Below are 22,751 nucleotides of genomic sequence, written 5' to 3' on the forward strand. Positions count from 1 at the left end.
GGCATCGCCGCGCGGCGCCCCGATGCGGCGTCCGGGCCGTTCGCGCATGCCGCGCCGGCGCCGGCCGCCGCCCTTTCATTGACCCTTTTCGCATTCACCACACACCATGAGCCAAGGCCACAACCGCCGCCAGCGCAAGAAACTCCACATCGGCGAATTCCAGGAACTCTCGTTCAACGCCACCGCGCATTACCGCAATGAAATGACCGACCTCGAGCGCGGCCAGTTGATCGATGCGTTCATCGACTTCGTCGAAGCGAACGGGCTGCTGACCGTCGCGTCCGCGGACGAAGGCATCGGCGCGTACGTGATCTCCGGCGCGCCGCGCGGCACGACGACCGACGCCGACCGCGAACTCGTGCGCGGGTGGCTGGCCGCCCGTCCGGAACTGAAGGACGTCCAGGTCAGCGAATTCGCCGACGCGTGGTATCCGGACGCCTAATTTTCCGGTTTCACGCTGTTTCAGACAGCAGCCGCGCCTGCGCCGCGTCCGCCGAATGGCCATGATTGCGGCAGGCGTTGCGGCGCGGTTGCCGCGGTCCGCGGGCCTCGGCTCGTTGAGCCAGGGGCCCCGCGGCAGCGGCGCCGGCGCCCGCATCGTCGTCGATCAGGCACCGCAGCCGGGCCTCCAACCCGCGTCCGATCCCTTCCTTTTCCCGACGGTCGGCCTGCAACAGGCCATCGAAGTCGGTCCTGAAAGCAAGACACGTTAAACTCTCACCTCGCGTGGTGCGCCGCCCGCACCCGCCATCCATCGCCAGCCGCGTGCCCTCGGGCCGCCCCCGACCCATGGAGTGAGTGTCAATGAGCGGCGGACTCCCGTTTCCCGCATCCCGCAAGTCGTTGCCGTCGTCGACGGTCTTCCTGATTCTCGCCGTCGCCGCGCTGCTGTCCGGCTGCGGGCTACTGCCTGTCCAGAACCCGCCCGCGCCGATCAGCGAGGCGCTCGTCGAGCCTGTCGAGGAGACCGCCGGCGAGCCGCTGACGATGCCGCCGGTGCCCGCGCCGACGCAACCGGAGGAACCGGAAGCGCCGAAGAAGCCGCACCGCGAGGTGACGCGGCCGAAGCCCGTGCAGCGTCCCGAATCGCCGACCCCGCCGCCGCCTCCGCCCCCGCCGATCGTCGCGACGCGCTCGCTCGACCGCACCCAGATCCACGCGCTGCTCGACAGCGAGGTCGCGCGCCGCAACGGCAAGGTCGTCGGCCGCGCGGTCGACATGGTGGTCGACGCGAGCGGCAAGCCGCGCGAGATGATCGTCAACCTGCAAGGCTTCATGGGCATCGGCGACCGCAAGGTCATCTTCCCGTGGAACGTGTTCCGCTTCACGCCGGGCGGCAAACAGGAGCCGATCGTGCTCGACGTGCCGTCGGGCGACCTGCCGCCGTCCGCGCGGCCGAAGGCCGTGCCGCTGTCGGGCTCGGCCGCGGCGTCGCCGGCGACGCGACTGCCGATGCTCGACAGCGACGTCGAGCGCCCGAACGGCACGAAGATCGGCCGCATCGTCGACGTGCTGATCGACCGCGGCGCCCAGCCGCAGGCCGTCGTGCTCGACCTCGGCGGGCTCGTCAATACCGACCGCCGCTCGATCGCCGCGAGCTGGGGCGCGCTGCGCTTCGTCACGCGCGACAAGGCGCTGCACCCGCAGCTCGACCTGAACGACGCCCAGATCAAGGCCTCGCCGCCGTACGCGGCCGACAAGCCGATCGTCGCGGTCTTCCCGCCCGTTGCCCCGGCCGCACCGGCCTCGTCTGCGAGTGCTACCCGATGACGATCAAGCATTCCGTCAGCGTGCGCAGTCTCCGGGCCCTCGACTGGCTCAACTTTTTCGTTGCAAACGTTCAAACCGGGTTCGGTCCGTTCATCGCGTCCTACCTCGCGTCGCACAAGTGGACGCAGGGCGAGATCGGCATGGTGCTGTCGATCGGCACGATCAGCGCGATGGTCAGCCAGGTGCCGGGCGGCGCGGCCGTCGATGCGCTGAAGAACAAGAAAGGCGCGGCCGCGTGGGCGATCGCGGCCATCATCCTGTCCGCGGTTCTGCTCGCGTCCAGCCCGACGATCGTGCCGGTGATCGCCGCCGAGGTGTTCCACGGCTTTGCAAGCTGCATGCTGGTGCCGGCGATGGCCGCGATCTCGTTCTCGCTCGTCGGTCGCGCCGACCTCGGCGACCGGCTCGGCCGCAACGCGCGCTGGGCGTCGATCGGCAGTGCGGTCGCGGCGGGCCTGATGGGGCTCACCGGCGAATACTTCTCCGCGCGCGCGGTGTTCTGGCTGACCGCCGTGCTGGCGCTGCCCGCGCTGTTCGCGCTCGCGATGATCCAGCCGACGCACCAGGTGATTCCGCAGTCGTCGAAGCCTGACGAGCTCGACGAAGCCGGCGAGCGCGAAACGCTGCTCGAACTGCTGCGCGACCGCCGGATGCTGATCTTCGCGGCCTGCGTCGTGCTGTTCCACCTGTCGAACGCCGCGATGCTGAACCTCGCGGCCGGCGAAGTCACGGCCGGGATGGGCGAGAACGTGCAGCTCGTGATCGCCGCGTGCATCATCGTGCCGCAGGCGATCGTCGCGATGCTGTCGCCGTGGGTCGGCCGCTCCGCGCAGCGCTGGGGGCGCCGGCCGATCCTGCTGCTCGGCTTCTCCGCGCTGCCGGTGCGCGCGCTGCTGTTCGCCGGCGTCAGCAGCCCGTACCTGCTCGTGCCGGTGCAGATGCTCGACGGCATCAGCGCGGCCGTGTTCGGCGTGATGCTGCCGCTGATCGCGGCCGACGTCGCGGGCGGCAAGGGCCGCTACAACCTGTGTATCGGGCTGTTCGGGCTCGCGGCCGGGATCGGCGCGACGCTCAGCACGGCCGTGGCCGGCTACGTCGCCGACCACTTCGGCAACGCGGTCAGTTTCTTCGGGCTCGCGGCCGCCGGCGCGCTCGCGGTGCTGCTGGTCTGGCTCGTGATGCCCGAAACGCGCGTCGAGAACGGCGATGCGACGGCCGACGAACCGGCGGCCGCGTCGCCCGAACAGGCGCATTGACGGCGGCGCGCCGCCCGCTACCCGCTTCTTGGCCGATGCACGATGGATACGATCAGGACTCTCAACGAAGCCCGCCAGCAGATCCAGCAGTCGATCTTCGATCTGTTCAAGGGGTTGTCATTCAGCGAACGGCTCGCGCAAGGCGGCCTGATGGCGCTGCAGGCCGTCTGCGGCGCGTGCCTCGCGTATGCGATCGGCCGCGCGATGCATAGCGAGCAGGCCGTGTGGGCGGCGATCACCGCGATCGCCGTCACGCAGCACAACTACTCGGACACGATGTCGCTGTCGCGCGACCAGTTCATCGGCGCGATGGTCGGCGGCCTCCTCGGCTTCGCCGGCGCGGCGCTGGGCGGCGATCGCCTCGTCGCGTATGCGATCACGGTCGCGGTCGTGATCGTCTGCTGCTGGTGCCTGAACATCGGCAGCGCCGCGCGGCTCGGCGGCGTGACCGCGACGATCGTGCTGCTGTTTCCGGGCAACGGCCCGCTGTGGGACGTTCCGCTGATCCGGTTCGGCGAAGTGACGCTCGGCACGGTGTGCGCGCTGGGTGTGTGCTGGGTGATGTCGAGAATCGAGCGGCGCTGGTTCCGCCGCGCGGCGGCAAAGTGACGCGGCGCCGGGCGACGCGCCCGGCAGCCGGATGAACGTTCGGAAAGCGGCGTCACGGTGATGGACCGGGTGACGGACCGCGCGACGGCCCCGGTTACGGACCGACCCGCAGCACGATGCCCGAGCCGATCTGCACGAGCAGGTAGTCGCCGCCGACACCGACCCAGTGATAGCCGCGCGGCGGCGGACTCAGGCGGTAGCCGCGCCAGTCGTCGACCACGTACTGACGATCGCGGAATTCGTCCGGCAGCCGGTCGCCCTTATGCCAGTCGCGGCGCGGCCCGTCGGCCCAGCGCGGCGGTACGTCGTCGTCGCGATGCTTCGCCTGCCCGGGCGGCACGTGTTTCGGGCCATGGCCGCGCTGCATGCCGTGGCCGCCGCGGTCATCGCGATTGTCGTGGTTGCCGTGATCCTGCGCCATCGCCGCGGTGGCGGCGCAGCCGGCCGCGATCCATGCGGCCAGCATCATGCCGTGCATCCTCTTCATTGTCCTTCCCTCCGTGGTATCACGTCGAACAAGAAACGACCGGGACTGCCCGATGAAGACTAGCACACGGCATCGCGGCCGCATGAGCGCGCGTCACGCCGCCTGCTGCTGGTACTGGATCCGGTGCAGGTGCGCGTAGAGGCCGCCGTGGCGCAGCAGTTCGTCGTGGCTGCCCTCCTCGACGATCTTGCCGGCCTCGAGCACGAGGATGCGGTCCGCGCGCTCGATCGTCGACAGCCGGTGGGCGATCACCAGCGTCGTGCGGCCTTCCATCAACCGCTCGAGCGCAGCCTGCACGTGGCGCTCCGACTCCGAATCGAGCGCCGACGTCGCTTCGTCGAGGATCAGGATCGGCGCGTCCTTGTAGATCGCGCGCGCAATCGCGAGTCGCTGGCGCTGGCCGCCGGACAACCGCATCCCGTTGCCGCCGACCAGCGTATCGAGCCCGTCGGGCATCGCGGCGACCGCATCGGCGAGGTTCGCGGCCTCGAGCGCGGCCTGCACGCGTGCGCGGTCGGGTGTCTGCCCGTAGGCGACGTTCGCGGCGATCGTGTCGTTGAACAGCACGACGTCCTGGCTGACCATCGCCATCTGGCTGCGCAGCGCGTGGAGATCGTAGTCGGACACCGGCACGCCGTCGACCAGGATCGTGCCGTCCGTCGGGTCGAAGAAGCGCGGCAGCAGGTTCACGAGCGTCGTCTTGCCGCTCCCGGACGGGCCGGCCAGCGCGATCATTTCGCCGGGCGCGACCTTGAACGAGATACGGTCGAGCGTCGGCCGTTCGGCCGCGCCGTAGTCGAACGACACGGCGCGGAACTCGATCTCGCCGCGCGCCTGCGACAGCGGCCGCCCGCCGCCCTGCGGCTCGGCCGGCTCGTCGATCAGCCCGAAGATCAGCTCGGCGGCCGTCATCCCGCGCTGCAGCGGCTGGTTGACGTCGATCAGGTGCTTGAGCGGCGAGATCACCAGCAGCATCGACGTGACGAACGCGACGAAACCGCCGACCGTCGTCTGGTCGTTCGACGACTGCACGACCGCGATCGTGATCACGACCGCGAGCGCGATCGACGCGAGGAACTGCGTGAGCGGCTGCGCGAGGCCGCCCGAGATCGTCATGCGCATCGCGTAGCCGCGCAGGCGCTTGCTCATCGTCGTGAAGCGGTCCATCTCGTACGCTTCGCCGTTGTGCACCTTGACGACCTTGTAGCCGCCGACCGTCTCCTCGACGATGTACGACAGCTCGTTGGTCAGCGTCTGGTGCTCGCGGTTCAGGCGGCGCAGCCGGCGGTTGATCTTGCTGACGAGCCAGCCGATGCCCGGCAGGATCACCGCGACGATCAGCGTGAGCCGCCAGTTCAGATAGAACAGGTAGCCGAGCAGGAAAATCACCGTCAGCGAATCGCGCACGAGCGTGACCATCACGCCCGTCAGCACCGACAGGATCTGGTTGACCTCGAACACGATCGCGTTGATCACCGTGCTCGCGGTTTCGCGCTGGAAGAACGACGCGCCGGTATGGATCATCCGCTGGAACATCTCGAGCCGCAGCTGCAGCAGGATGCGGTTCGATACGTAGTTGAGCAGGTAATTCGATGTGTACTGCGACACGCCGCGCACCAGCGCGAGCCCGATCACCGCGATCGGCACGTACCATTTCGCGCTGTCGCTGCCGTGCGAGCCGAAGCCGTGGTCGAGCAGCGGCTTGAGCAGGGCCGGGATACCGGCCTCGGTGGCCGCGACGACGCCCATCGTCACCACGGCGAGCACCACGATGCCGATGAGCGGCCGGATGTACGGCCACAGGCGCTTGAGGACCGTCATCGGCGAGGTGCCGGTGCCGTCCATCGGTTTGCGAAGAGTGTTCTGGGTTTCCAAGGCAATCCTTCTTGAGCCGCGATGCGGCGCCCGGCACGTGGCCGCCCGGGTGTGCGCCCCTGTCGGGCGGGTGCCGAAAAGGGCTCAACATTATAGCTGTACCGCCCTCGCCGGCACGGCCGTTGTCGAGACGGCCGCCGGCCGGGCCGCAGGTATACTGCCGCTCACCGTTTTCTCCGCCTTTCCGACGATTTCATGGCTGAACCCACCCTCGGCGTCGCCCTCATCGCCCTCAACGCATCCGCGCGACTCGCGCAGTGTCTCGATGCGCTGTCGTTCGCCGACGATGTCGTCGTCGTCGACGGCGGCAGCACCGACGATACCGTCGCGATCGCGCAGGCGCACGGCGCACGCGTGATCGTCGAGCGCGACTGGCCGGGCTTCGGCCCGCAGAAGAACCGCGCGCTCGACGCGCTCGGCACCGACTGGATCCTGTCGCTCGATACCGACGAAATCGTCACGCCGGAACTCGCGCGCTCGATCCGCGACGCGATCCGCGCGCCGGCCGCGCAGGTCTATGCGCTCGACCGGCTGTCGAGCTTCTGCGGCCAGTGGATCCATCACAGCGGCTGGTATCCGGACTGGGTGCCGCGGCTGTTCCGGCGCGGCACCGCGCGGTTCTCGGACGACCTCGTGCACGAGCGCCTCGTGTTCGATACGGCCGCGCAGCGCCTGGCCGGCAAGCTGATGCACTACTCGTACGAGGATTTCGAAACGGTCGTGCGCAAGCTCGACGCGTATTCGACGGCCGGCGCGCGCCAGCGCCGCGCGGCCGGTCAGCGCGGCGGCTTCGGCAAGGCGCTCGGCCGCGGCGCGTGGGCGTTCGTGCGCACTTACGTGCTGCGGCGCGGGTTCCTCGACGGTCGCGCGGGCTTCATGATCGCGGTGTTCAACGCGGAAACCGTGTACTACCGCTTCCTGAAGCTCGGTCACGAACCGGTACGCTAGGGCCTGTTCACGCCAATAACGGGCTTGCGAACGTGCCCTGGGCGAGCGCCCGGCGCACGGCCGCCCGGCGTTACAATGCCGGGTTGCGCGCACCGCGCGTACCCGCCCGAGCGGCTGCGCCGCGCGCCACGACGACCACCGATTCCGACCACCATGTTCTCCATCATCATTCCGACCTGGAACAACCTGCCGTACCTCAAGCTCGTCGTCGACAGCCTGCGCCGGCACTCCGCGTACGACCACCAGATCATCGTGCACGTGAACGACGGCTCGGACGGCACGCTCGACTGGGTGCGCCACGAAGGGATCGAGCACACCGCGTCGCCGGCCAACATCGGCATCTGCCATGCGGTCAACCTGGCCGCCGCGCGGGCCACGCGCGACTACGTCGTCTACATGAACGACGACATGTTCTGCTGCCCGGGCTGGGACACGGCGCTCGTGCGCCACATCGAACAGATGCCGACCGACCTGTTCATGCTGTCGGGCACGATGATCGAGCCGGTCGACACGCGCAATCCGTGCGTGGTTGTCAGCAATTTCGGCCGCGACGCCGAGCAATTCGACGCGGCCGGCCTGGTCGCCGCGACCCCGAAGCTGGCACGCCCGGACTGGCTCGGCTCGACCTGGCCGCCGACGCTCGTGCACCGCGACTGGTGGAACCGCATCGGCGGCTACAGCAGCGAGCTGTCGCCGGGCATGAGCAGCGACAACGACTTCTCGATGAAATTCTGGGACGCCGGGTGCCGGATCTTCGTCGGCGTCGGCGACAGCCTCGTGTACCACTTCCAGCAGAAGAGCACCGGCAAGATCGTCAAGAACGACGGCCGCCGCCAGTTCCTGAACAAATGGGGCATGACCCAGGCGACGTTCGACCGCTACTACCTGCATCGCGGCGAGCCGGTCGGCACGCAGATCGCGCTCGATACGCCGGCTGTGGAAGGCCGCCTCAAACGCGCGCTGTTGCGCTCGCGGATCAAGCGCGCATTCAGCTGATCCGGCCCCGAAAACCGCACGGAAAGCCGTCCTGCTTCGCGTATACTGCGCCGTTCGTCCCGGCTCTCTCGCCGGGATGCGCGACGCGGCACGGTGCACGATGTCCGCGAGCCGCATTCGTCCATACGACAGGTTCCGATGCTTTCGTTTTCCGCTCCCGCCACGCGGCGCCTGACCGCCGCCCGCGCCTTCGCCGTCGCCGCGCTCTGCATGGTGCCCGTCTCGACGGCGCTGACCAACGTGTTCTGCGGGCTGTTCGCCGTGGCGCTCGTGATCTCTCCCGAATTCTGGCGCGACCTGCGCTCGTTCGTCACCGACCCGGCTTCGCTCGCGGCACTGCTGATTCTGGCCGCGCTGGCCGTGAGCGTCACCTATACGGTCGCGCCGCATGACAAGGCGTGGAACTGGGTCGCGAAGTACGACAAGCTGTTGCTGCTGCCGTTCGCCGTGCTCGCGTTCCGTCATTCGAACTGGGCGCCGATCGTGCGGCGCTGCTGGTTCGGTACGCTGTGCGTGATTCTGCTGCTGTCGACCACCAACTACCTCGGGCTCACCGCGATCGGGCCGGCGCATGCGACCCAGTTGCCGCTGTCGCGCGCCTGGGTGTTCAAGAACCACATTGCGGCCGGCATGTTCGGCGCGCTGCTCTTCTACCAGGCGGCTGATCTCGCGCTGGCGACCCGCACGCGGCTGTCCCGTGTCGCCTATGCGGGCATCGCCGTGTGGTCGCTCGTCAACGTGTTCGTGATGCTGCAGGGACGCACGGGACAGGTCATCGCGCTGTTGCTGATCCTCGTCGTCGCGATACGTTTCGTGCTGTTGCTGCGCCGGCAGTCCGCACTGCGTGCAGGGCTCGCCGCCGGCACGCTCGTACTGGCGGGCGTCGCGCTCGTGGTGGCTGCATGCACGGTTCACAACGGCCGGCTGACGAAGGTCGTGACGGAAGTGCAGCAATACCGGCAGAGCGATGCGGCCACGTCAACCGGCCTGCGCCTCGAGTGGTACAAGAAGGGGGGCGAACTATATCGCCAGCGCCCCGTGATCGGTTACGGCGCGGGCGGCCTCGAATCCGAATTCGAGAAGCTCACGGCCGGCAAGACGGCCGCCGAAGGCCAGCTCACGTCGAACCCGCACAACGAATATCTGCTGATGGCCGTGCAGCTCGGCACGGTCGGCCTGCTGCTGTTCGTCAACCTGATCGTGCAGATCGCGCGCGGCAGCCGCGCACTCGATCCGCGCTCGCGACACCTGCTGCTCGCGTGGCTCGCGATCTTCGCGATCGGCAGTCTCGCGAATTCGCTGCTGCTGGATTTCGCCGAAGGGCACCTGATCGTGCTGCTGGCCGGCATCCTGCTCGGTTGCGGCGAACGCAGCGAAGCACTGCCGCGCGAAACGTCGGCGATCCGGCGCAGCGTGTAACGCACGCCTGCCTACGTTCCGCGGCCCGCCCACCCGGTTCGGCGGCGGCGGACATCCGCCCCGTCGATGCCTGAGAGCCGCGCGGCGCTCCGCGAAACAAACTCCTGCTGACGAAGAAAGGCGCGGGTCAGTCGGCCCCGGCACGGCGCAGCCGCGACGTGTCGACGATGACGTCGGCCGGACCCGGCGGATTCAGCCCCAACATCTCGGCTGCCGCGGCCTTCACGCGCTGCGCATCCAGATGGACGAGGCAGTCGCTGCGACTGTCGACGTGACGCTCGCAGCCTTCGTGGCGGCACGGCACGCAATCTCCGTCCCCCTGCAGCAGCCACACGTTTGCGTGCCGCCCCGAGCCGCGCAGCGCCCACGGATTCTCGGTCGCAGGCCAGTGCTGCGGCCACGGCCCCCAGCGCACGGGGTCGGACGGCCCGAACAGTGCAATCGTGTCGGTGCCCGTCGCGGCCGCGACGTGCGTCGCGCCGGTGTCGGGCCCGATGAACAGCCGCGCGCGCCGCACGAGCTCCGCGCTCTCGCCGAACGTCAGGCGGCCGACCAGGTTCAACACGTCGCCACCCGCCTCGGTCGCGACCTGCTCCGCATACTCGCGCTCGCGGTCGGCCGGGCCGCCCGACAGCGCGATCGCGAAGCCCTGCTCGCGCAGCCAGCCGATCATTTCGACCCAGCCGTCGAGCCGCCATTGCTTGTAACGGAACATCGGATACGGATGCAGCACGACCAGCGGCTTGCCGGCGCGGATCGCCGGCGACTCGGCGAGCCACGCGTCGAAACGCGCGCGCCGCGCCGGATCATCGCCGATGCCGGGCGCGACGACCTCGGACACCGGCTCGATGCCGAGCACCGGCGCGAGTGCCAGCGTACTGACGACCGTATGGGCAGATTCGTGGTGATTGATCGCGATCCCGTTCAGCATCATCCGCGTCAGCCACGTGACGCGATTCGGGTCGACGAGGCCGACCCGTTTGCGGCCGGCGAACCAGCTATAGAAACGCGGCCGGTCGGAACTCAGCGCCGCGCATGCGAGATCGTAGCGGCGCCACATCGACAGCGCATCGCGTAGCCGCTCGCCAAATCCCGCGCGCTGCGCGACCACGATCACGCGCCGCACGTCCGGATTGTGCTCGAGCACGCCCTCGGTGCCGCGAAACACCAGCATGTCGATCTGCGCGTCCGGCCAGCGGGCCTTCAGCGACCGTACGAGCGGGGTCGTCAACAGTACGTCGCCGATACGGCGCGGCGCGGCAACGAGAATGGTTCTGGGCGGACGGGCGGAAGAAAACAGGGCCACGGCGATCGTCTGGCTGGCTGAACAAGGCTGGCAATGTACAGGATTTTGCAGCAGCCGGCGCGGCGTCGCGCGCCGGCGATGGAAGCGGCCACGATGCGGCCCGATCGTGACGTGTCGCGCGGTACGCGAGCGGGCCGTTCGTGCCGCGCTACGAAGCGATCGTCGCGATCGTGGGCGCCGTGGCGGCGGCCGGCTGCACGCGCGCCGCGGCGGCCGGCGCTTCGTCGCGTTGGCCGGCCTGCGACAGCAGGTGGCGCACCGCACGCTCGACCGCATCGACACCGATCGCATCGACGGTCCGACCCGCGCGCAGGATCACGTGCGGCACGCCTATCGGATGCCAGCGCAGGTATTTCTCGGGACGGTCCTCGAACAGGGCGGCCACCGGTACGCCGAGCGCCGACGCAAGATGGACGGGCGCGCTGTCGGCCGAGACGATTGCATCGAGCAGGCTCGCGGCCGCCACGAGATCGGCGACCGACGACGGCGCGACATGCCGCGCATTCACGTCGCGCCATCCCTCGCCCTCGATGGCCTGACCGATGGCCGGATCGCGAAACACGATCACATCCGCGACGGGGGCAAGCCGCTCGCCGAGGTCGCGCCAGCGGTCGGCGGGCCAGCGGCGCTCGACCGCCTTGTTCGACACGAACAGCCCGACGCGCGGCTTCGTGCGCGCGCCGAGCAGGCGATGCCACGCTTCCTGCCGCGCACGATCGGGATGGACCGACAGTTCGAGACCATCGAGATCGGCGCAGCCGAGTTCGGGCACCAAGCGGAAACCCGACAACGCCTCGTGGCACATCGGCCGCTGCGCGACATGCTCGGGCTTGCGATCGTCGAATTCGGTCTCGGCATCGTGCCAGCGGCAATCCTTCGCGCGAAGCTGGCGCGCGAACTGCATGCTGCTGCGATGCATGCCGCCGTTCGGCACGATCACGAGGTCGAACCGCAAGCGGCGCAGGCGGCGCACGAGTCGCAGCCGGTCGAAGAATGCGCGCATCCGCCCGGGACGGTCGTTGCGCTCGCACTGGCGGCTGTACACGTAGGTGTGGATCGTGTGCACGTCCGGGTTTCCGGCCAGCGCGGCCGCGTTGTAGCGGTTCGCGACCACATGTAGCTCCGCGCCCGGCCAGCGCGCCTTCAGCGCGCGGAGAAACGCCGTCGTGCACAGCATGTCGCCCAGAAAATCAATCCGGATCACGAGGATCCGCTGCGTCGGGTTCCCATTGGCCATGGTCATGTGGTGACAATCCGTTTTTATCGTCGCGGCGGGCCGTTCCACGGCATCCTGATCCGCGGGCCTGCCCTGCCGCAGGTCGCCGCACGCCGCATCGATCCGCCCCTGTTTACGCGCGCACTGCCGGCGCCGCTCGCCGTGCGAACCCGCGGCAGGCGCCGCGTTCGGACGGTTAGCGCGGGATTGTATAGCGTCCGGAGGGCAAGCCCAAGCGCCCGATTACCCTTGGACGACGTCAAAACGGCCCGCCGCACCGCACGATGGCGATGCGACGGGCCGCCTATGCGCGACAGCCGTCGAAACAGCGCGCGGTCAGTACGTGATTTCGACGACGCTGCCGTCGAACGCCGCACGCAGCTCCGCCAGCAGCACGTCGCTCGGTTTCACGCGCCACGCGTCGCCCAGACGCATTTCGCCTTGCGCGCGCGCGTTGCTGTAGTGGATCTGGACCGCAAGCCCGTTCGGCAGCGGCGGCGGCGGGCGCCGACCGCCATCGCGGCCGCCGCCGCGCGGCGCGGGCGCGTCGACTACGTTCGCGGCGGCCGGATCGTCCTTCGACACGTGCGGCTCGAGCACGCGGCGCAGCGCGAGCGCGTCGGCGTTGCCGTTCATCGTCAACCGCACGGCCTGCGCGTAGCGGCTGCGCGCGCGTTCGAGATCCATCACGGTATCGGCCGTGAAGCGAATGCCGCCGGTGAATGCGTCGTTGCGCGCCTGCCCCTGCACGATCAGCAGCTCGTCTTCCTTGAACAGCGCCTTGTTTGCCTCGAACTGTTCGTTGAAGATCGTGATCTCGCACTGGCCCGTGCCGTCGTCGAGCAGCGCGATCAGCATCTTGCCGCGCTGGGTCATCTGCGTGCGCAGCGACGCGATGATGCCGGCGACGAGCTTGTCGCGCCCTTCCTTCAGATCACCGACCTTCTGCCGCACGAAGCGGCGCACTTCGTCGCGATACGCATCGAACAGGTGGCCGGACAGGTAGAAGCCGAGCGCGGCCTTTTCTTCCTGAAGGCGGCGCTTGTCGTCCCACGCGGGCTCGTCGACGAGCGCATGCGCATGCGGCGACTCGGCGCCCATGTCGAACAGGCCGGCCTGCATTGCGTTCGCTTCGGCCTGGTCGGCCGCCTCCATCGCGAGCGGCACCGACGCGATCAGCTGCGCACGGTTCGGGTTCAGCGAATCGAACGCGCCGGCGCGGATCAGCGCCTCGACCGTGCGGCGGTTGACGACGCGCCGGTCGATCCGTTCGCAGAAGTCGAACAGGTCGGTGAACGCCTTTTCCTCGCGCGCACGCAGGATTTCCTCGATCGCGTTCTGGCCGCTGCCCTTCACCGCACCGAGGCCGTAGCGGATCGTGCGCGAGCGCTTGCCGTCGGCTTCCGCGACCGGCTCGAACCGGTAATGCGACTGGTTGATGTCCGGCGGCAGCACGGCAAGGTTGTTCACGACGCAGTCGTCGAACAGGATCTTCACCTTGTCGGTGTCGTCCATCGCGAGCGTCATGTTGGCCGCCATGAATTCGGCCGGATGGTGCGCCTTCAGCCACGCGGTGTAATACGCGAGCAGCGCATACGCGGCCGCGTGCGACTTGTTGAAGCCGTAGCCCGCGAACTTCTCCATCAAGTCGAAGATCTCGTCGGACTTCTCGCGCGTGAGGCCGTTCTTCGCCGCACCCTCGGCGAAGATCTCGCGGTGCTTGGCCATCTCCTCGGGCTTCTTCTTGCCCATCGCGCGACGCAGCAAATCGGCGCCGCCGAGCGAGTAGCCGCCGATGATCTGCGCCATCTGCATCACCTGCTCCTGATAGACCATGATGCCGTAGGTCTCTTTCAGGACGGGTTCGACGCGCGGGTCCGGATAGTCGACCTTCTCGCGCCCGTGCTTGCGCGCGCAGAAGCTCGGAATCAGGTCCATCGGGCCCGGACGGTACAACGACACGAGCGCGATGATGTCCTCGAAGCGGTCGGGCTGCGCATCCTTCAGCATGCCCTGCATCCCGCGGCTTTCCAGCTGGAACACCGCGACCGTGTTCGCCTTCTTCAGGATCTGGAACGAGGCCGGATCGTCGAGCGGCACCTGCGCGAGCGACCAGTCGGCCTTCGACGGGTCGAGGCGGCGGATGTAGCGCTCGGCCCAGTCGAGGATCGTCAGCGTCGTGAGGCCCAGAAAGTCGAACTTCACGAGGCCGACGGCTTCGACGTCGTCCTTGTCGTACTGGCTGACCACGCCGCCCTCGTCGCCCTGCGTGTACAGCGGGCAGAAATCGGTCAGCTTGCCGGGCGCGATCAGCACGCCGCCGGCGTGCATCCCGACGTTACGCGTGAGACCCTCGACGCGCTGCGCGAGGTCGAGCAGCTGGTGAACCTCGTCCTCGTGGTCGTAGCGCTCCTGCAACTGCGGCTCTTCCTTCATCGCGTCGGCAATCGTCACATGCTTGCCGGGCTTGAACGGAATCAGCTTCGCGATGCCGTCGGTGAACATGTAGCCGAGGTCGAGCACGCGGCCGATGTCGCGCACGGCCGCCTTCGCGGCCATCGTGCCGAACGTGGCGATCTGCGAGACGGCGTCCGCGCCGTACTTCTCCTTCACGTACTGGATCACGCGATCGCGGCCGTGCTGGCAGAAATCGATGTCGAAGTCGGGCATCGATACGCGTTCCGGGTTCAGGAAGCGCTCGAACAGCAGGTTGTAGCGCAGCGGATCGAGATCGGTAATGCCGAGCGCGTACGCGACCAGCGAGCCGGCGCCCGAGCCGCGGCCCGGGCCGACCGGCACGCCGTTGTTCTTCGCCCAGTTGATGAAGTCCGCGACGATCAGGAAGTAGCCGGGGAAGCCCATCTTCGTGATGGTCCCGCACTCGAACTCGAGGCGCTTGTAGTACGTGTCGCGCTGCGCGTCGCGCTCGGCCTCGACCGGATACAACTGCGCGAGACGGGCCTCGAGCCCTTCCTTCGACAACTGGACCAGGTAGTCGTCGAGCGACATGCCGTCCGGCGTCGGGAACAGCGGCAGTTTCGGCTTGCCGAGCTCGAGCTTCAGGTTGCAGCGCTTCGCGATCTCGACCGTGTTCGCGATCGCCGACGGCAGGTCGGCGAACAGCGCGGCCATCTCGTCCTGCGTGCGGAAATACTGGTCGGTCGTGAAACGCTTCTGGCGCCGCGGGTTCGCGAGGATGTCGCCTTCCGAGATGCACACACGCGCCTCGTGCGCGGTGAAATCGTCGTCGGTCATGAACTGCGTCGGGTGCGTCGCGACGACCGGCAGCTTCAGCGACGCGGCGAGCGCCGCCGCCTGCTGGATGTACGCCTCGGCGCCCGGCTGGCCGTAACGCTGCAGCTCGATGTAGAAGCCGCCCGGAAACACCCGCGCCCAGCGCTCGGCGTGACGGCGCGCGGCTTCTTCGTTGCCCGCAGCCAGCGCAAGGCCGATATCGCCTTGTTGCGCGCCCGACAGCGCGAGCAGCCCCTGCGCGAGCTCGCCGTCGAGCCAGCTCGCGTCGAGTTCCGCGCGGCCGCGGTACTGGTTCGTGAGCCACGCCTTCGACAGCAGCTCGCAGAGATTCAGGTAACCGACCTTGTCCTTGACCAGCAGCAGCAACCGCGACGGCTTGTCGCGGTCGTCCGGATTGGCAATCCAGACGTCGCAGCCGGCGATCGGCTTGATGCCCTTGCCGCGGGCTTCCTGGTAGAAACGAACGAGGCCGAACGCGTTGCCGAGATCGGTGAGCGCGAGCGCGCCCTGACCGTCCGCGGCCGCCGCCTTGACGATGTCGTCAATGCGCACGATGCCGTCGGCAATCGAGAATTCGGAGTGGACGCGAAGATGGACGAAGCGAGGATCTGACATGGGCGCTATTGTAGCCGCCCCGCCGCGCAAGCTGCCCAAAAAATGCCCGCTTTGGCCGTTCGGCCGATGCACGCGGCGACGCGTCGCGCGGTTGGCCGATCGGCCAGGTACCGATGCCCGCGCCGTTTGCGGGATAATACGGTTTTTCGAATCAACGCCCCGGCTTCGCACCCTTTTTTGCGGGCCGCCGTGCGGCCGTTTTCCCGTCGGACCATCATGACCATCGTCAACCTCGCCGCCTACCACTTCGTATCGCTCGACGCGAACGAGCAATGGCGCCCGCTCGTCACCGCCCGCTGCAACGAACTCGGCCTGCGCGGCACGATCCTGCTCGCGCCGGAAGGCATCAACCTGTTCATCGCCGGCACGCGCGAAGCCACCGACGCGTTCATCGCGTACATCCGCCACGATCCGCTGTTCGAGGGCAAGTTCGCGACGCTGCAGTTCAAGGAAAGCCTGTCCGACTCGCAGCCGTTCCGCCGCATGCTCGTGCGCCTGAAGCGCGAGATCATCACGATGAAGAAGCCCGCGATCAAGCCGGAGCTCGGCCGCGCGCCGTTCGTCGATGCGCGCACGCTGAAGGCGTGGCTCGACCGCGGCCACGACGATGCGGGCCGCCCGGTCGTGATGCTCGACACGCGCAACGCGTTCGAAGTCGACGTCGGCACGTTCGACAACGCGCTCGACTACCGGATCGACAAGTTCAGCGAATTCCCGGAAGTGATCGACGCAAACCGCGCCGATCTCGAAGGCAAGACGGTCGTGTCGTTCTGCACCGGCGGTATCCGCTGCGAAAAGGCCGCGATCCACATGAAGGAAATCGGCATCGACAACGTGTACCAGCTCGAAGGCGGCATTCTGAAGTACTTCGAGGAAGTCGGCGGCGCGCACTATCACGGCGACTGCTTCGTGTTCGACTACCGCACCGCGCTGAACCCGCAGCTCCAGCCCACCGAGAACGTCACGTGCTTCGCGTGCCGTGCGGTCGTCACGCCGGAAGCGCAACAATCGCCGAGCTACGTGCCCGGCAAGTCGTGCCCCGCCTGCGCGCAGGCCGCCAGCGCCGCGTAACGGCGCATCGCACCGCGCACCGCCGATGAACCCCGGCTATCGCGGCCGCTTTGCGCCTTCGCCCACCGGCCCGCTGCACTTCGGCTCGCTGGTCGGCGCGCTCGCAAGCTGGCTCGACGCACGCGCGCACGGCGGCACATGGCTCGTGCGCATCGAGGATCTCGACGGCCCGCGCACGGTGCCCGGCGCGGCCGACGACATCCTCGCGATGCTCGCGCATTTCGGCATGACGCCCGACGAGCCGCCCGTCTGGCAAAGCACGCGCGACGCGGCGTACACGGCCGCGCTCGAGCAGCTCGTCGCGGCGGGGCTCGTCTATCCGTGCGGCTGCACGCGCAAGGAGATCGCTGATTCACTGCGCGCCGCCCATGAACGCCACACGACGCTCGCGTATCCGGGCACCTGTCGCACCGGCCTGCACGGCAAGCCCGCACGCGCATGGCGGCTGCGCGTGCCGGACGGCTGCGACGCGGTCGTCACGTTCGCCGACCGCTGGCAGCACACGCAATCGCAGAACCTCGCGGCCGAAGTGGGCGACTTCGTGCTGAAACGCGCGGACGGCCAGTGGGCGTATCAGCTCGCGGTCGTCGTCGACGATGCCGATGCCGGCATCACGCACGTCGTACGCGGCGCCGACCTGCTCGACTCGACCGCACGCCAGATCTACCTGCAGCGCTGCCTCGGCGTGCCGACGCCCGAGTACCTGCACGTGCCGGTCGTCGTCGATGCGAACGGCGAAAAGCTCAGCAAGCAGACGGGCGCGACAGCGCTCGAACGCAACGATCCGCTGCCCGCGCTGCAGGCTGCGGCCGCGCATCTCGGCCTGGCCAACGATGGCGATCTGCCGGGCGGGACGCTCGACGCGTTCTACACGGCCGCGACCGATGCGTGGGCGCGTCGCTTCGGGCCGCGCGCCGGTTGAGTCGCTTGCAGGACACCGGCCCGTGCCGACTACGCGCCGGCCTCCGCGAGCGTTGCATCCGCTCGCATGAAAGCATGACGGAAGCCTGAGCGCCACGCCGGCTGACGACTCGGTGTCGAAAGTCCCTCCCCTGCGCGTCAAGCGATACTCCCTGCTGCACACCGCCCCGATCACGTCGCCCAATGAAAAATGGGCACATGCTCATCGCATGCACCCGCTTGTCCGGCAGCGCTCACACGCCGCCCCGCCGCTCCGTCCGGCTTACGCCGACGGCTTGCGCGGCATCCCAAAGCCACCGAGCAGCGCGGCAACCTGGCGCTTCGGCCCTTTCTTCTCGGGCTGCTGCGCGGGCTGCGCATCGTCCGGCTGCTTCGCCGACGCCGACGGCTCGTACGGCTTCAGGAAGAAATCGTCGACCGGCGCTTCGTGGCGGCGATGATGGCTGCCGCGCTCGGTGCTGCCCGAGCGGCGGCCCGATGCACCGCGATGCTCGTCGCGATCGCGCCGACCTCCGCGTTCGCCACCCCGTTCGCCGCCGCGCTCACTGTTGTTGCGCTCGCCGCCACGTTCGTCGTGACGCTGGCGTGCCGGCTTGTCGATCGTAAGCGTCTGCACGTCGAGCGGACGCTTGATCAGCTTCTCGATATCGGCGAGTTGCTTGCGCTCGTTCGGGCTGCACAGCGACAGCGCGTCGCCCGTCGCGCCCGCGCGGCCGGTACGGCCGATCCGGTGCACGTAGTCTTCCGCGCTGAACGGCAGGTCGAAGTTGATCACGGCCGGCAGCTCGGCGATATCGAGGCCGCGCGCGGCCACGTCGGTCGCGACCAGCGCCTCGATCTCGCCGCGCTTGAACGCGTCGAGTGCCTGCATCCGCTCGATCTGCGTCTTGTCGCCGTGAATCGCCGACGCGACCACGCCGTCGCGTTCGAGATTGCGCGCGAGGCGGCTCGCGCCGATCTTGCTGTTGCAGAACACGATCACCTGCTTGAGGCCGCGATCGCGCAGCAATTGCACGACGGCCGCCTGCTTGTCGCCTTCGGCGACGTCGTAGACGATCTGCGTGACGTTCGCGTTCGTCGAGTTGCTGCGCGCGACCTCGATCGTCTGCGGGTTGCGCAGATAGGTCGACGCGAGCTTCTTGATTTCGCCCGAGAAGGTGGCGGAGAACAGCAGCGTCTGACGCTCCTTCGGCAGCAGGTTCAGGATGCGCTGCAGATCGGGCAGGAAACCCATGTCGAGCATCCGGTCGGCTTCGTCGAGCACGAGGATCTGCACCTGGCCGAGGTTCGCCGTCTTCTGTTGCACGTGGTCGAGCAGGCGGCCCGGGGTCGCGATCAGGATCTCGACGCCGCGGCGCAGTTCGGCCGATTGCGGATTCATGTCGACGCCGCCGAACACCACCGCGCTGCGCAGCGGCGTGTGCTTCGCATATGCGTGCACGTTCGCGGCGACCTGGTCGGCGAGTTCGCGGGTCGGCGTGAGGATCAGCGCCCGCACGGGGTGGCGCGCCGGAGACGCGCTCGTGTTGGCCTGCGGCAGCAGACGCTGGATGATCGGCAGCGAGAAGCTCGCGGTCTTGCCGGTGCCCGTTTGCGCGGCGCCCATGACGTCGCGGCCGGCGAGCACGACCGGAATGGCCTGCGCCTGGATCGGCGTCGGCGTCGTATAGCCCTGCTCCACAATGGCTTTCAGGATATCGGGGGCAAGGCCGAATTGATCGAAGGTTGCGTCGACGGGCTTGGCGACAGAATCGGACATGGTGGCGTTTCGCTCAAAAGGCGCGGCGGGGACATCGTGCGTCAGGCCGGCCGGGCCTGCGCTCATCACAATTCGGAAATAGACGGAGCCGCGGCGCGCCGCGCGGCGCCGCTCTGGTGCTTGGGACCGGTTCAATGCGAACGCTGGACGCCAGACCGTGCGGACTCCGTTCGGCGCGAATGCCGGCGGAAAGGGCCGTATTGTAGCACCGTGCGGGAATCTGTCCGTGACAACGCCGCGAACGGCCACGACGGCGGTTCGCGCGGCGGCCCTGCTCCCGCCCGTGCGGGCCGGCGGTTGGTCGATCGGGGTATCCGTATCGGCCGATGAACTCGATTAAGGGTTCGATCCGGGAGCCTCGCATCAGCACGCCCCGCCGCCAACCCGCGTGTCGAGCCTTCAGCCCGACAGCGGTCAACACGGATGAATACGCTCCGCGATCGCGCCCGCCGCTCAGCCCTTCTTCTTTTTCTTCTCGACCTGCGCGCAGTCGCCCAGCAGCGGCGGCGACTTCGGGTCGGCGATCTCGTCGCGCAGCGTCGCTTCCTTGCCCTTCGTCCACCACGTATAGCGGCCGGCCTGGTAGCGCGCGCCCGATGCCGACACCGTATCGACGAACAGCATCTGCTTGCCGTCGACCGGCACGAGCGCGAAGCTCTGGCCGTTGCCCGCGAGCCAGTACGACACGCGCACGGGCTGCTTCTGGTTCGCGCACTGGTAGACGGTTTGCTGGCGCGCGTCGGCGTCGATCTCCTCGACGGTCAGTTGCGCGGCATGCGCGACGGAAACGGCGGTGCCGGCGAGCGCAAGCGCGGCGAGGGTTTGGCGAATCATGCAGGTCCTCTCACGAGACGGGTGGAAAGCGCGCCCTCGCGGGGCGCGCGGTTATTGTTTATAGGGAGGCTCGGCGGCTTGCCGGAATCAGGGATCGATCACATCCGCGCACGCATCGGTCGGCGCCGCGGCGACATGGCCGACGAGCGGCACGATCTTGAGTCCGGCCGACGCCACCCGGCACGGCGCGGCCGCGAGGCCGCAGCCCGCGAGACTCGCGACGAGCGCCAGCGCGACGCCCAGCTTTCCGATACGCAACGCTCTCGACGCCATCGTCCTCTCCTCGTTCCGTCAGCGCGCCGACACGGGCCGGACGGCCGCGGCCGCGCGCTTCGCGCGTTCGCGGGCTTCGTCGACGGTCGCGCCGGTTGCCAGCGCGACGCCCATGCGTCGCTTCGCAAAACTTTCCGGCTTGCCGAACAGGCGCAAGTCCGCGCCCGGCACCGCGAGCGCGTCGCGCACGCCTTCGAACGCGATTCCGCGCTCGTCGAGGCCGCCGTAGATCACCGCCGACGCAGCCGGCGTGCCGAGCGCCGGATCGACCGGCAGCCCGAGAATCGCCCGCGCGTGCAGCTCGAATTCCGACTGGCGCTGCGAGGCGAGCGTGACGAGGCCCGTATCGTGCGGCCGCGGGCTCACCTCGGAGAACCAGACGTCGTCGCCGCGCACGAACAGCTCGACGCCGAACAGGCCGCGCCCGCCGAGCGCCTCGGTCACCTTGTGCGCAATCTCGCGCGATTTCTCGAGTGCCACCGCGCTCATCGGCTGCGGCTGCCACGATTCGACATAGTCGCCCGCCACCTGCACGTGGCCGACCGGTTCGCAGAAGTAGGTACGCGTGTCGAGCGTCGCCGGGTCGATCGCGCGCACGGTCAGCTGCGTGATCTCGTAGTCGAAATCGACGAAGCCCTCGACGATCACGCGGCCGTGGTTCACACGCCCGCCCGCCATCGCGTAGTCCCACGCGGGTTTCACGTCGGCGTCGGTCTTCACGACCGACTGCCCCTTGCCCGACGACGACATCACGGGCTTCACGACGCACGGCATGCCGATCTTCGCGACGGCCGCGCTGAATGCCTCGAACGAATCGGCGAACGCATACGGGGAAGTCGGCAGGCCGAGCTCCTCGGCCGCGAGCCGGCGAATCCCTTCGCGATTCATCGTGAGCTGCGTCGCGCGCGCGGTCGGGATCACCTCGGCGAGGCCGGCCGCCTCGATCGCCGCGAGCGCGTCGGTGGCGATCGCCTCGATCTCGGGGACGATCAGGTGCGGACGCTCGGCCTCGACGATCGCCCGCAGCGCGGCCGGGTCCGTCATGTCGATCACGTGCGCGCGATGCGCGACCTGATGGCCGGGCGCGTCCGGATAGCGATCGACCGCGACGACTTCGACGCCGAGACGCTGCAACGCGATGATGACTTCCTTGCCGAGCTCGCCCGCGCCGAGCAGCATGACGCGCGTGGCCGAGGGTGAAAGCGGCGTACCGAGCCGCTGACCGATCTGCATGTGATTTCCCGCTGGTTCTGTTGGAGGACGAAAACGGCTTCGATGTTAACACGGGCATCCGGGCCGGTTTGGGCCGTTTGGCCGCCCCCGGCGCCATGTCGCGCGAGGCCCGTGGGCGGGCTGCGAACGTTTTCGCGCGCGAAGTGTCGGCTCGCCTGCCGCGGGGCGGGTGCGTTACTCTTACGCCTTGATCAGAATCCGAAGAGGAACGAGGCTCATGTCCCACCTGTCCGCGGCCGCACGCGCACGCACCGGCCTGCTTCGCCCGTTGCGCGCGCCGCTTTGCGCGTTGACGCTTGCCACGCTTCTCGCCGCCTGCACGATGCCGACCCATCCCGATTCCGCCGCCCCCGCGCCCGACCCGTACAACCCGGCCGCCGTCCAGTTGCTCGACGACACGAGTTGGGAACTCACCAGCTGGGTGAACGCCGACGGCACGCAACGCGCGATCCCGCACGGCGACAACGGCGAGCCGATCAAGCTCGCACTGTCGACCGAGTCGGGCATCCGGCGCGCGAGCGGGTTCTCGGGCTGCAATCGCTACATGGGCACCTATGCGGTCAAGAACGGCCTGCTGAGCTTCGGCCCGCTCGCCGGCACGCGGATGGCCTGCCCGAACACGCTCGGCGGCCAGCTCGAATCCGCGTATCTCGACGCGCTCGCCCACGTCGACAAGACCGGCGTGCAGATGCGCGCGCCCCAGCAATTGCAGATCGTGACCCAGGCCGGCGCAACGCTGACGTTCACGCACCGGAGCCCCTGATGCACGGCGCGCGCGGAGGCCGACCGACCGCCTTCGCGTGGCGCACGACGCGCATGTGCCGCCCACGTGCGTCGCGCGGCGTGAATCGGAATCACGCCGCGTTAGAGTCTTGTTCGCCGGCCGGTTAAACTCGGCGGGTCGCGCC

General features: G+C 68.6%; 20 protein-coding genes. 11 read left to right on the forward strand and 9 right to left on the reverse strand.

The window, feature by feature from the left end; all coding sequences use genetic code 11:
• The first annotated feature begins 106 nt into the window (after positions 1-106).
• The 5 genes from JMF90_RS00155 to JMF90_RS00175 all read left to right on the forward strand — a co-directional run bounded on the left by JMF90_RS00155 (position 107) and on the right by JMF90_RS00175 (position 3,635).
• A complete protein-coding gene (locus JMF90_RS00155) occupies positions 107-442 on the forward strand; it encodes a YggL family protein (protein WP_006478219.1) in 336 nt (111 codons plus the stop codon).
• Positions 443-497: 55 nt separating this feature from the next.
• A complete protein-coding gene (locus JMF90_RS00160; protein WP_027806452.1) occupies positions 498-713 on the forward strand; it encodes a hypothetical protein in 216 nt (71 codons plus the stop codon).
• Between the two features lie 91 nt (positions 714-804).
• Positions 805-1,770, forward strand: a complete 966-nt coding sequence (locus tag JMF90_RS00165) for a PRC-barrel domain-containing protein (protein WP_054928029.1) — start codon at positions 805-807, stop codon at positions 1,768-1,770.
• Entirely contained in the window at positions 1,767-3,026 is a 1,260-nt protein-coding gene (locus JMF90_RS00170) for an MFS transporter (RefSeq protein WP_011545849.1), read from the forward strand. Before JMF90_RS00165 ends, JMF90_RS00170 begins: the two co-directional genes overlap by 4 nt.
• Positions 3,027-3,068: 42 nt before the next feature.
• Positions 3,069-3,635: an aromatic acid exporter family protein gene (locus tag JMF90_RS00175; protein WP_027806451.1), complete on the forward strand. Its 567-nt coding sequence runs from the start codon at positions 3,069-3,071 to the stop codon at positions 3,633-3,635.
• Positions 3,636-3,729: 94 nt separating this feature from the next.
• Here the strand turns inward: JMF90_RS00175 and JMF90_RS00180 are convergent, their stop codons facing one another.
• Both JMF90_RS00180 and msbA read right to left on the reverse strand, forming a co-directional pair.
• The gene (locus JMF90_RS00180; RefSeq protein ID WP_012328932.1) at positions 3,730-4,122 is read right to left on the reverse strand and encodes an RcnB family protein; all 393 of its coding nucleotides are present in this window, start codon (positions 4,120-4,122) and stop codon (positions 3,730-3,732) included.
• A 93-nt stretch (positions 4,123-4,215) separates the two neighbouring features.
• Positions 4,216-5,967, reverse strand: coding sequence for a lipid A export permease/ATP-binding protein MsbA (gene msbA / locus JMF90_RS00185; protein WP_011694340.1), 1,752 nt, complete (start codon positions 5,965-5,967; stop codon positions 4,216-4,218).
• 225 nt (positions 5,968-6,192) lie between these two features.
• Between msbA and JMF90_RS00190 the strand changes: the two genes are divergently transcribed.
• The 3 genes from JMF90_RS00190 to JMF90_RS00200 all read left to right on the forward strand — a co-directional run bounded on the left by JMF90_RS00190 (position 6,193) and on the right by JMF90_RS00200 (position 9,360).
• Positions 6,193-6,945, forward strand: coding sequence for a glycosyltransferase family 2 protein (locus JMF90_RS00190; protein ID WP_012328934.1), 753 nt, complete (start codon positions 6,193-6,195; stop codon positions 6,943-6,945).
• Between the two features lie 153 nt (positions 6,946-7,098).
• On the forward strand, positions 7,099-7,941 hold the full coding sequence (locus JMF90_RS00195) for a glycosyltransferase family 2 protein (RefSeq protein WP_054928030.1): 843 nt from the start codon (positions 7,099-7,101) through the stop codon (positions 7,939-7,941).
• Positions 7,942-8,079: 138 nt separating this feature from the next.
• Positions 8,080-9,360 (forward strand): O-antigen ligase, encoded by a 1,281-nt coding sequence (locus tag JMF90_RS00200; protein ID WP_054928031.1) that lies wholly within the window; start codon positions 8,080-8,082, stop codon positions 9,358-9,360.
• 127 nt (positions 9,361-9,487) lie between these two features.
• On the opposite strand, the gene JMF90_RS00205 is transcribed toward JMF90_RS00200, so the two are convergent.
• The 3 genes from JMF90_RS00205 to dnaE all read right to left on the reverse strand — a co-directional run bounded on the left by JMF90_RS00205 (position 9,488) and on the right by dnaE (position 15,752).
• Positions 9,488-10,666 carry a glycosyltransferase family 9 protein gene (locus JMF90_RS00205; protein ID WP_054928032.1) on the reverse strand — a complete coding sequence of 393 codons (1,179 nt, stop codon included), beginning with the start codon at positions 10,664-10,666 and terminating at the stop codon, positions 9,488-9,490.
• 148 nt (positions 10,667-10,814) lie between these two features.
• Positions 10,815-11,903 (reverse strand): glycosyltransferase family 9 protein, encoded by a 1,089-nt coding sequence (locus tag JMF90_RS00210; protein WP_054928033.1) that lies wholly within the window; start codon positions 11,901-11,903, stop codon positions 10,815-10,817.
• Between the two features lie 315 nt (positions 11,904-12,218).
• Entirely contained in the window at positions 12,219-15,752 is a 3,534-nt protein-coding gene (gene dnaE, locus JMF90_RS00215) for a DNA polymerase III subunit alpha (protein ID WP_054928034.1), read from the reverse strand.
• Positions 15,753-15,968: 216 nt separating this feature from the next.
• On the opposite strand from dnaE, the gene JMF90_RS00220 reads away from it, so the two are divergent.
• Together JMF90_RS00220 and gluQRS are read left to right on the forward strand one after the other, a co-directional pair.
• Positions 15,969-16,823, forward strand: coding sequence for a sulfurtransferase (locus JMF90_RS00220; RefSeq protein ID WP_012328939.1), 855 nt, complete (start codon positions 15,969-15,971; stop codon positions 16,821-16,823).
• A 25-nt stretch (positions 16,824-16,848) separates the two neighbouring features.
• Positions 16,849-17,745 carry a tRNA glutamyl-Q(34) synthetase GluQRS gene (gene gluQRS / locus JMF90_RS00225; protein WP_054928035.1) on the forward strand — a complete coding sequence of 299 codons (897 nt, stop codon included), beginning with the start codon at positions 16,849-16,851 and terminating at the stop codon, positions 17,743-17,745.
• A gap of 261 nt (positions 17,746-18,006) precedes the next feature.
• Here the strand turns inward: gluQRS and JMF90_RS00230 are convergent, their stop codons facing one another.
• The 4 genes from JMF90_RS00230 to purT form a co-directional block, all read right to left on the reverse strand.
• Complete coding sequence (locus JMF90_RS00230; protein WP_054928036.1) at positions 18,007-19,569, reverse strand: DEAD/DEAH box helicase; 1,563 nt, start codon at positions 19,567-19,569, stop codon at positions 18,007-18,009.
• Positions 19,570-19,956: 387 nt separating this feature from the next.
• Entirely contained in the window at positions 19,957-20,337 is a 381-nt protein-coding gene (locus tag JMF90_RS00235; protein ID WP_011545861.1) for an MliC family protein, read from the reverse strand.
• Between the two features lie 87 nt (positions 20,338-20,424).
• Entirely contained in the window at positions 20,425-20,610 is a 186-nt protein-coding gene (locus JMF90_RS00240) for a DUF6726 family protein (RefSeq protein ID WP_011545862.1), read from the reverse strand.
• Positions 20,611-20,628: 18 nt separating this feature from the next.
• Positions 20,629-21,843 (reverse strand): formate-dependent phosphoribosylglycinamide formyltransferase, encoded by a 1,215-nt coding sequence (gene purT, locus JMF90_RS00245; RefSeq protein WP_011545863.1) that lies wholly within the window; start codon positions 21,841-21,843, stop codon positions 20,629-20,631.
• Between the two features lie 217 nt (positions 21,844-22,060).
• Here purT and JMF90_RS00250 point away from each other — a divergent pair, with 217 nt between their 5' ends.
• Complete coding sequence (locus JMF90_RS00250) at positions 22,061-22,606, forward strand: META domain-containing protein (RefSeq protein ID WP_011545864.1); 546 nt, start codon at positions 22,061-22,063, stop codon at positions 22,604-22,606.
• Positions 22,607-22,751 lie beyond the last annotated feature (145 nt).

The organism is Burkholderia sp. E168m23, assembly GCF_016586125.1.
GTDB lineage: Bacteria > Pseudomonadota > Gammaproteobacteria > Burkholderiales > Burkholderiaceae > Burkholderia > Burkholderia orbicola.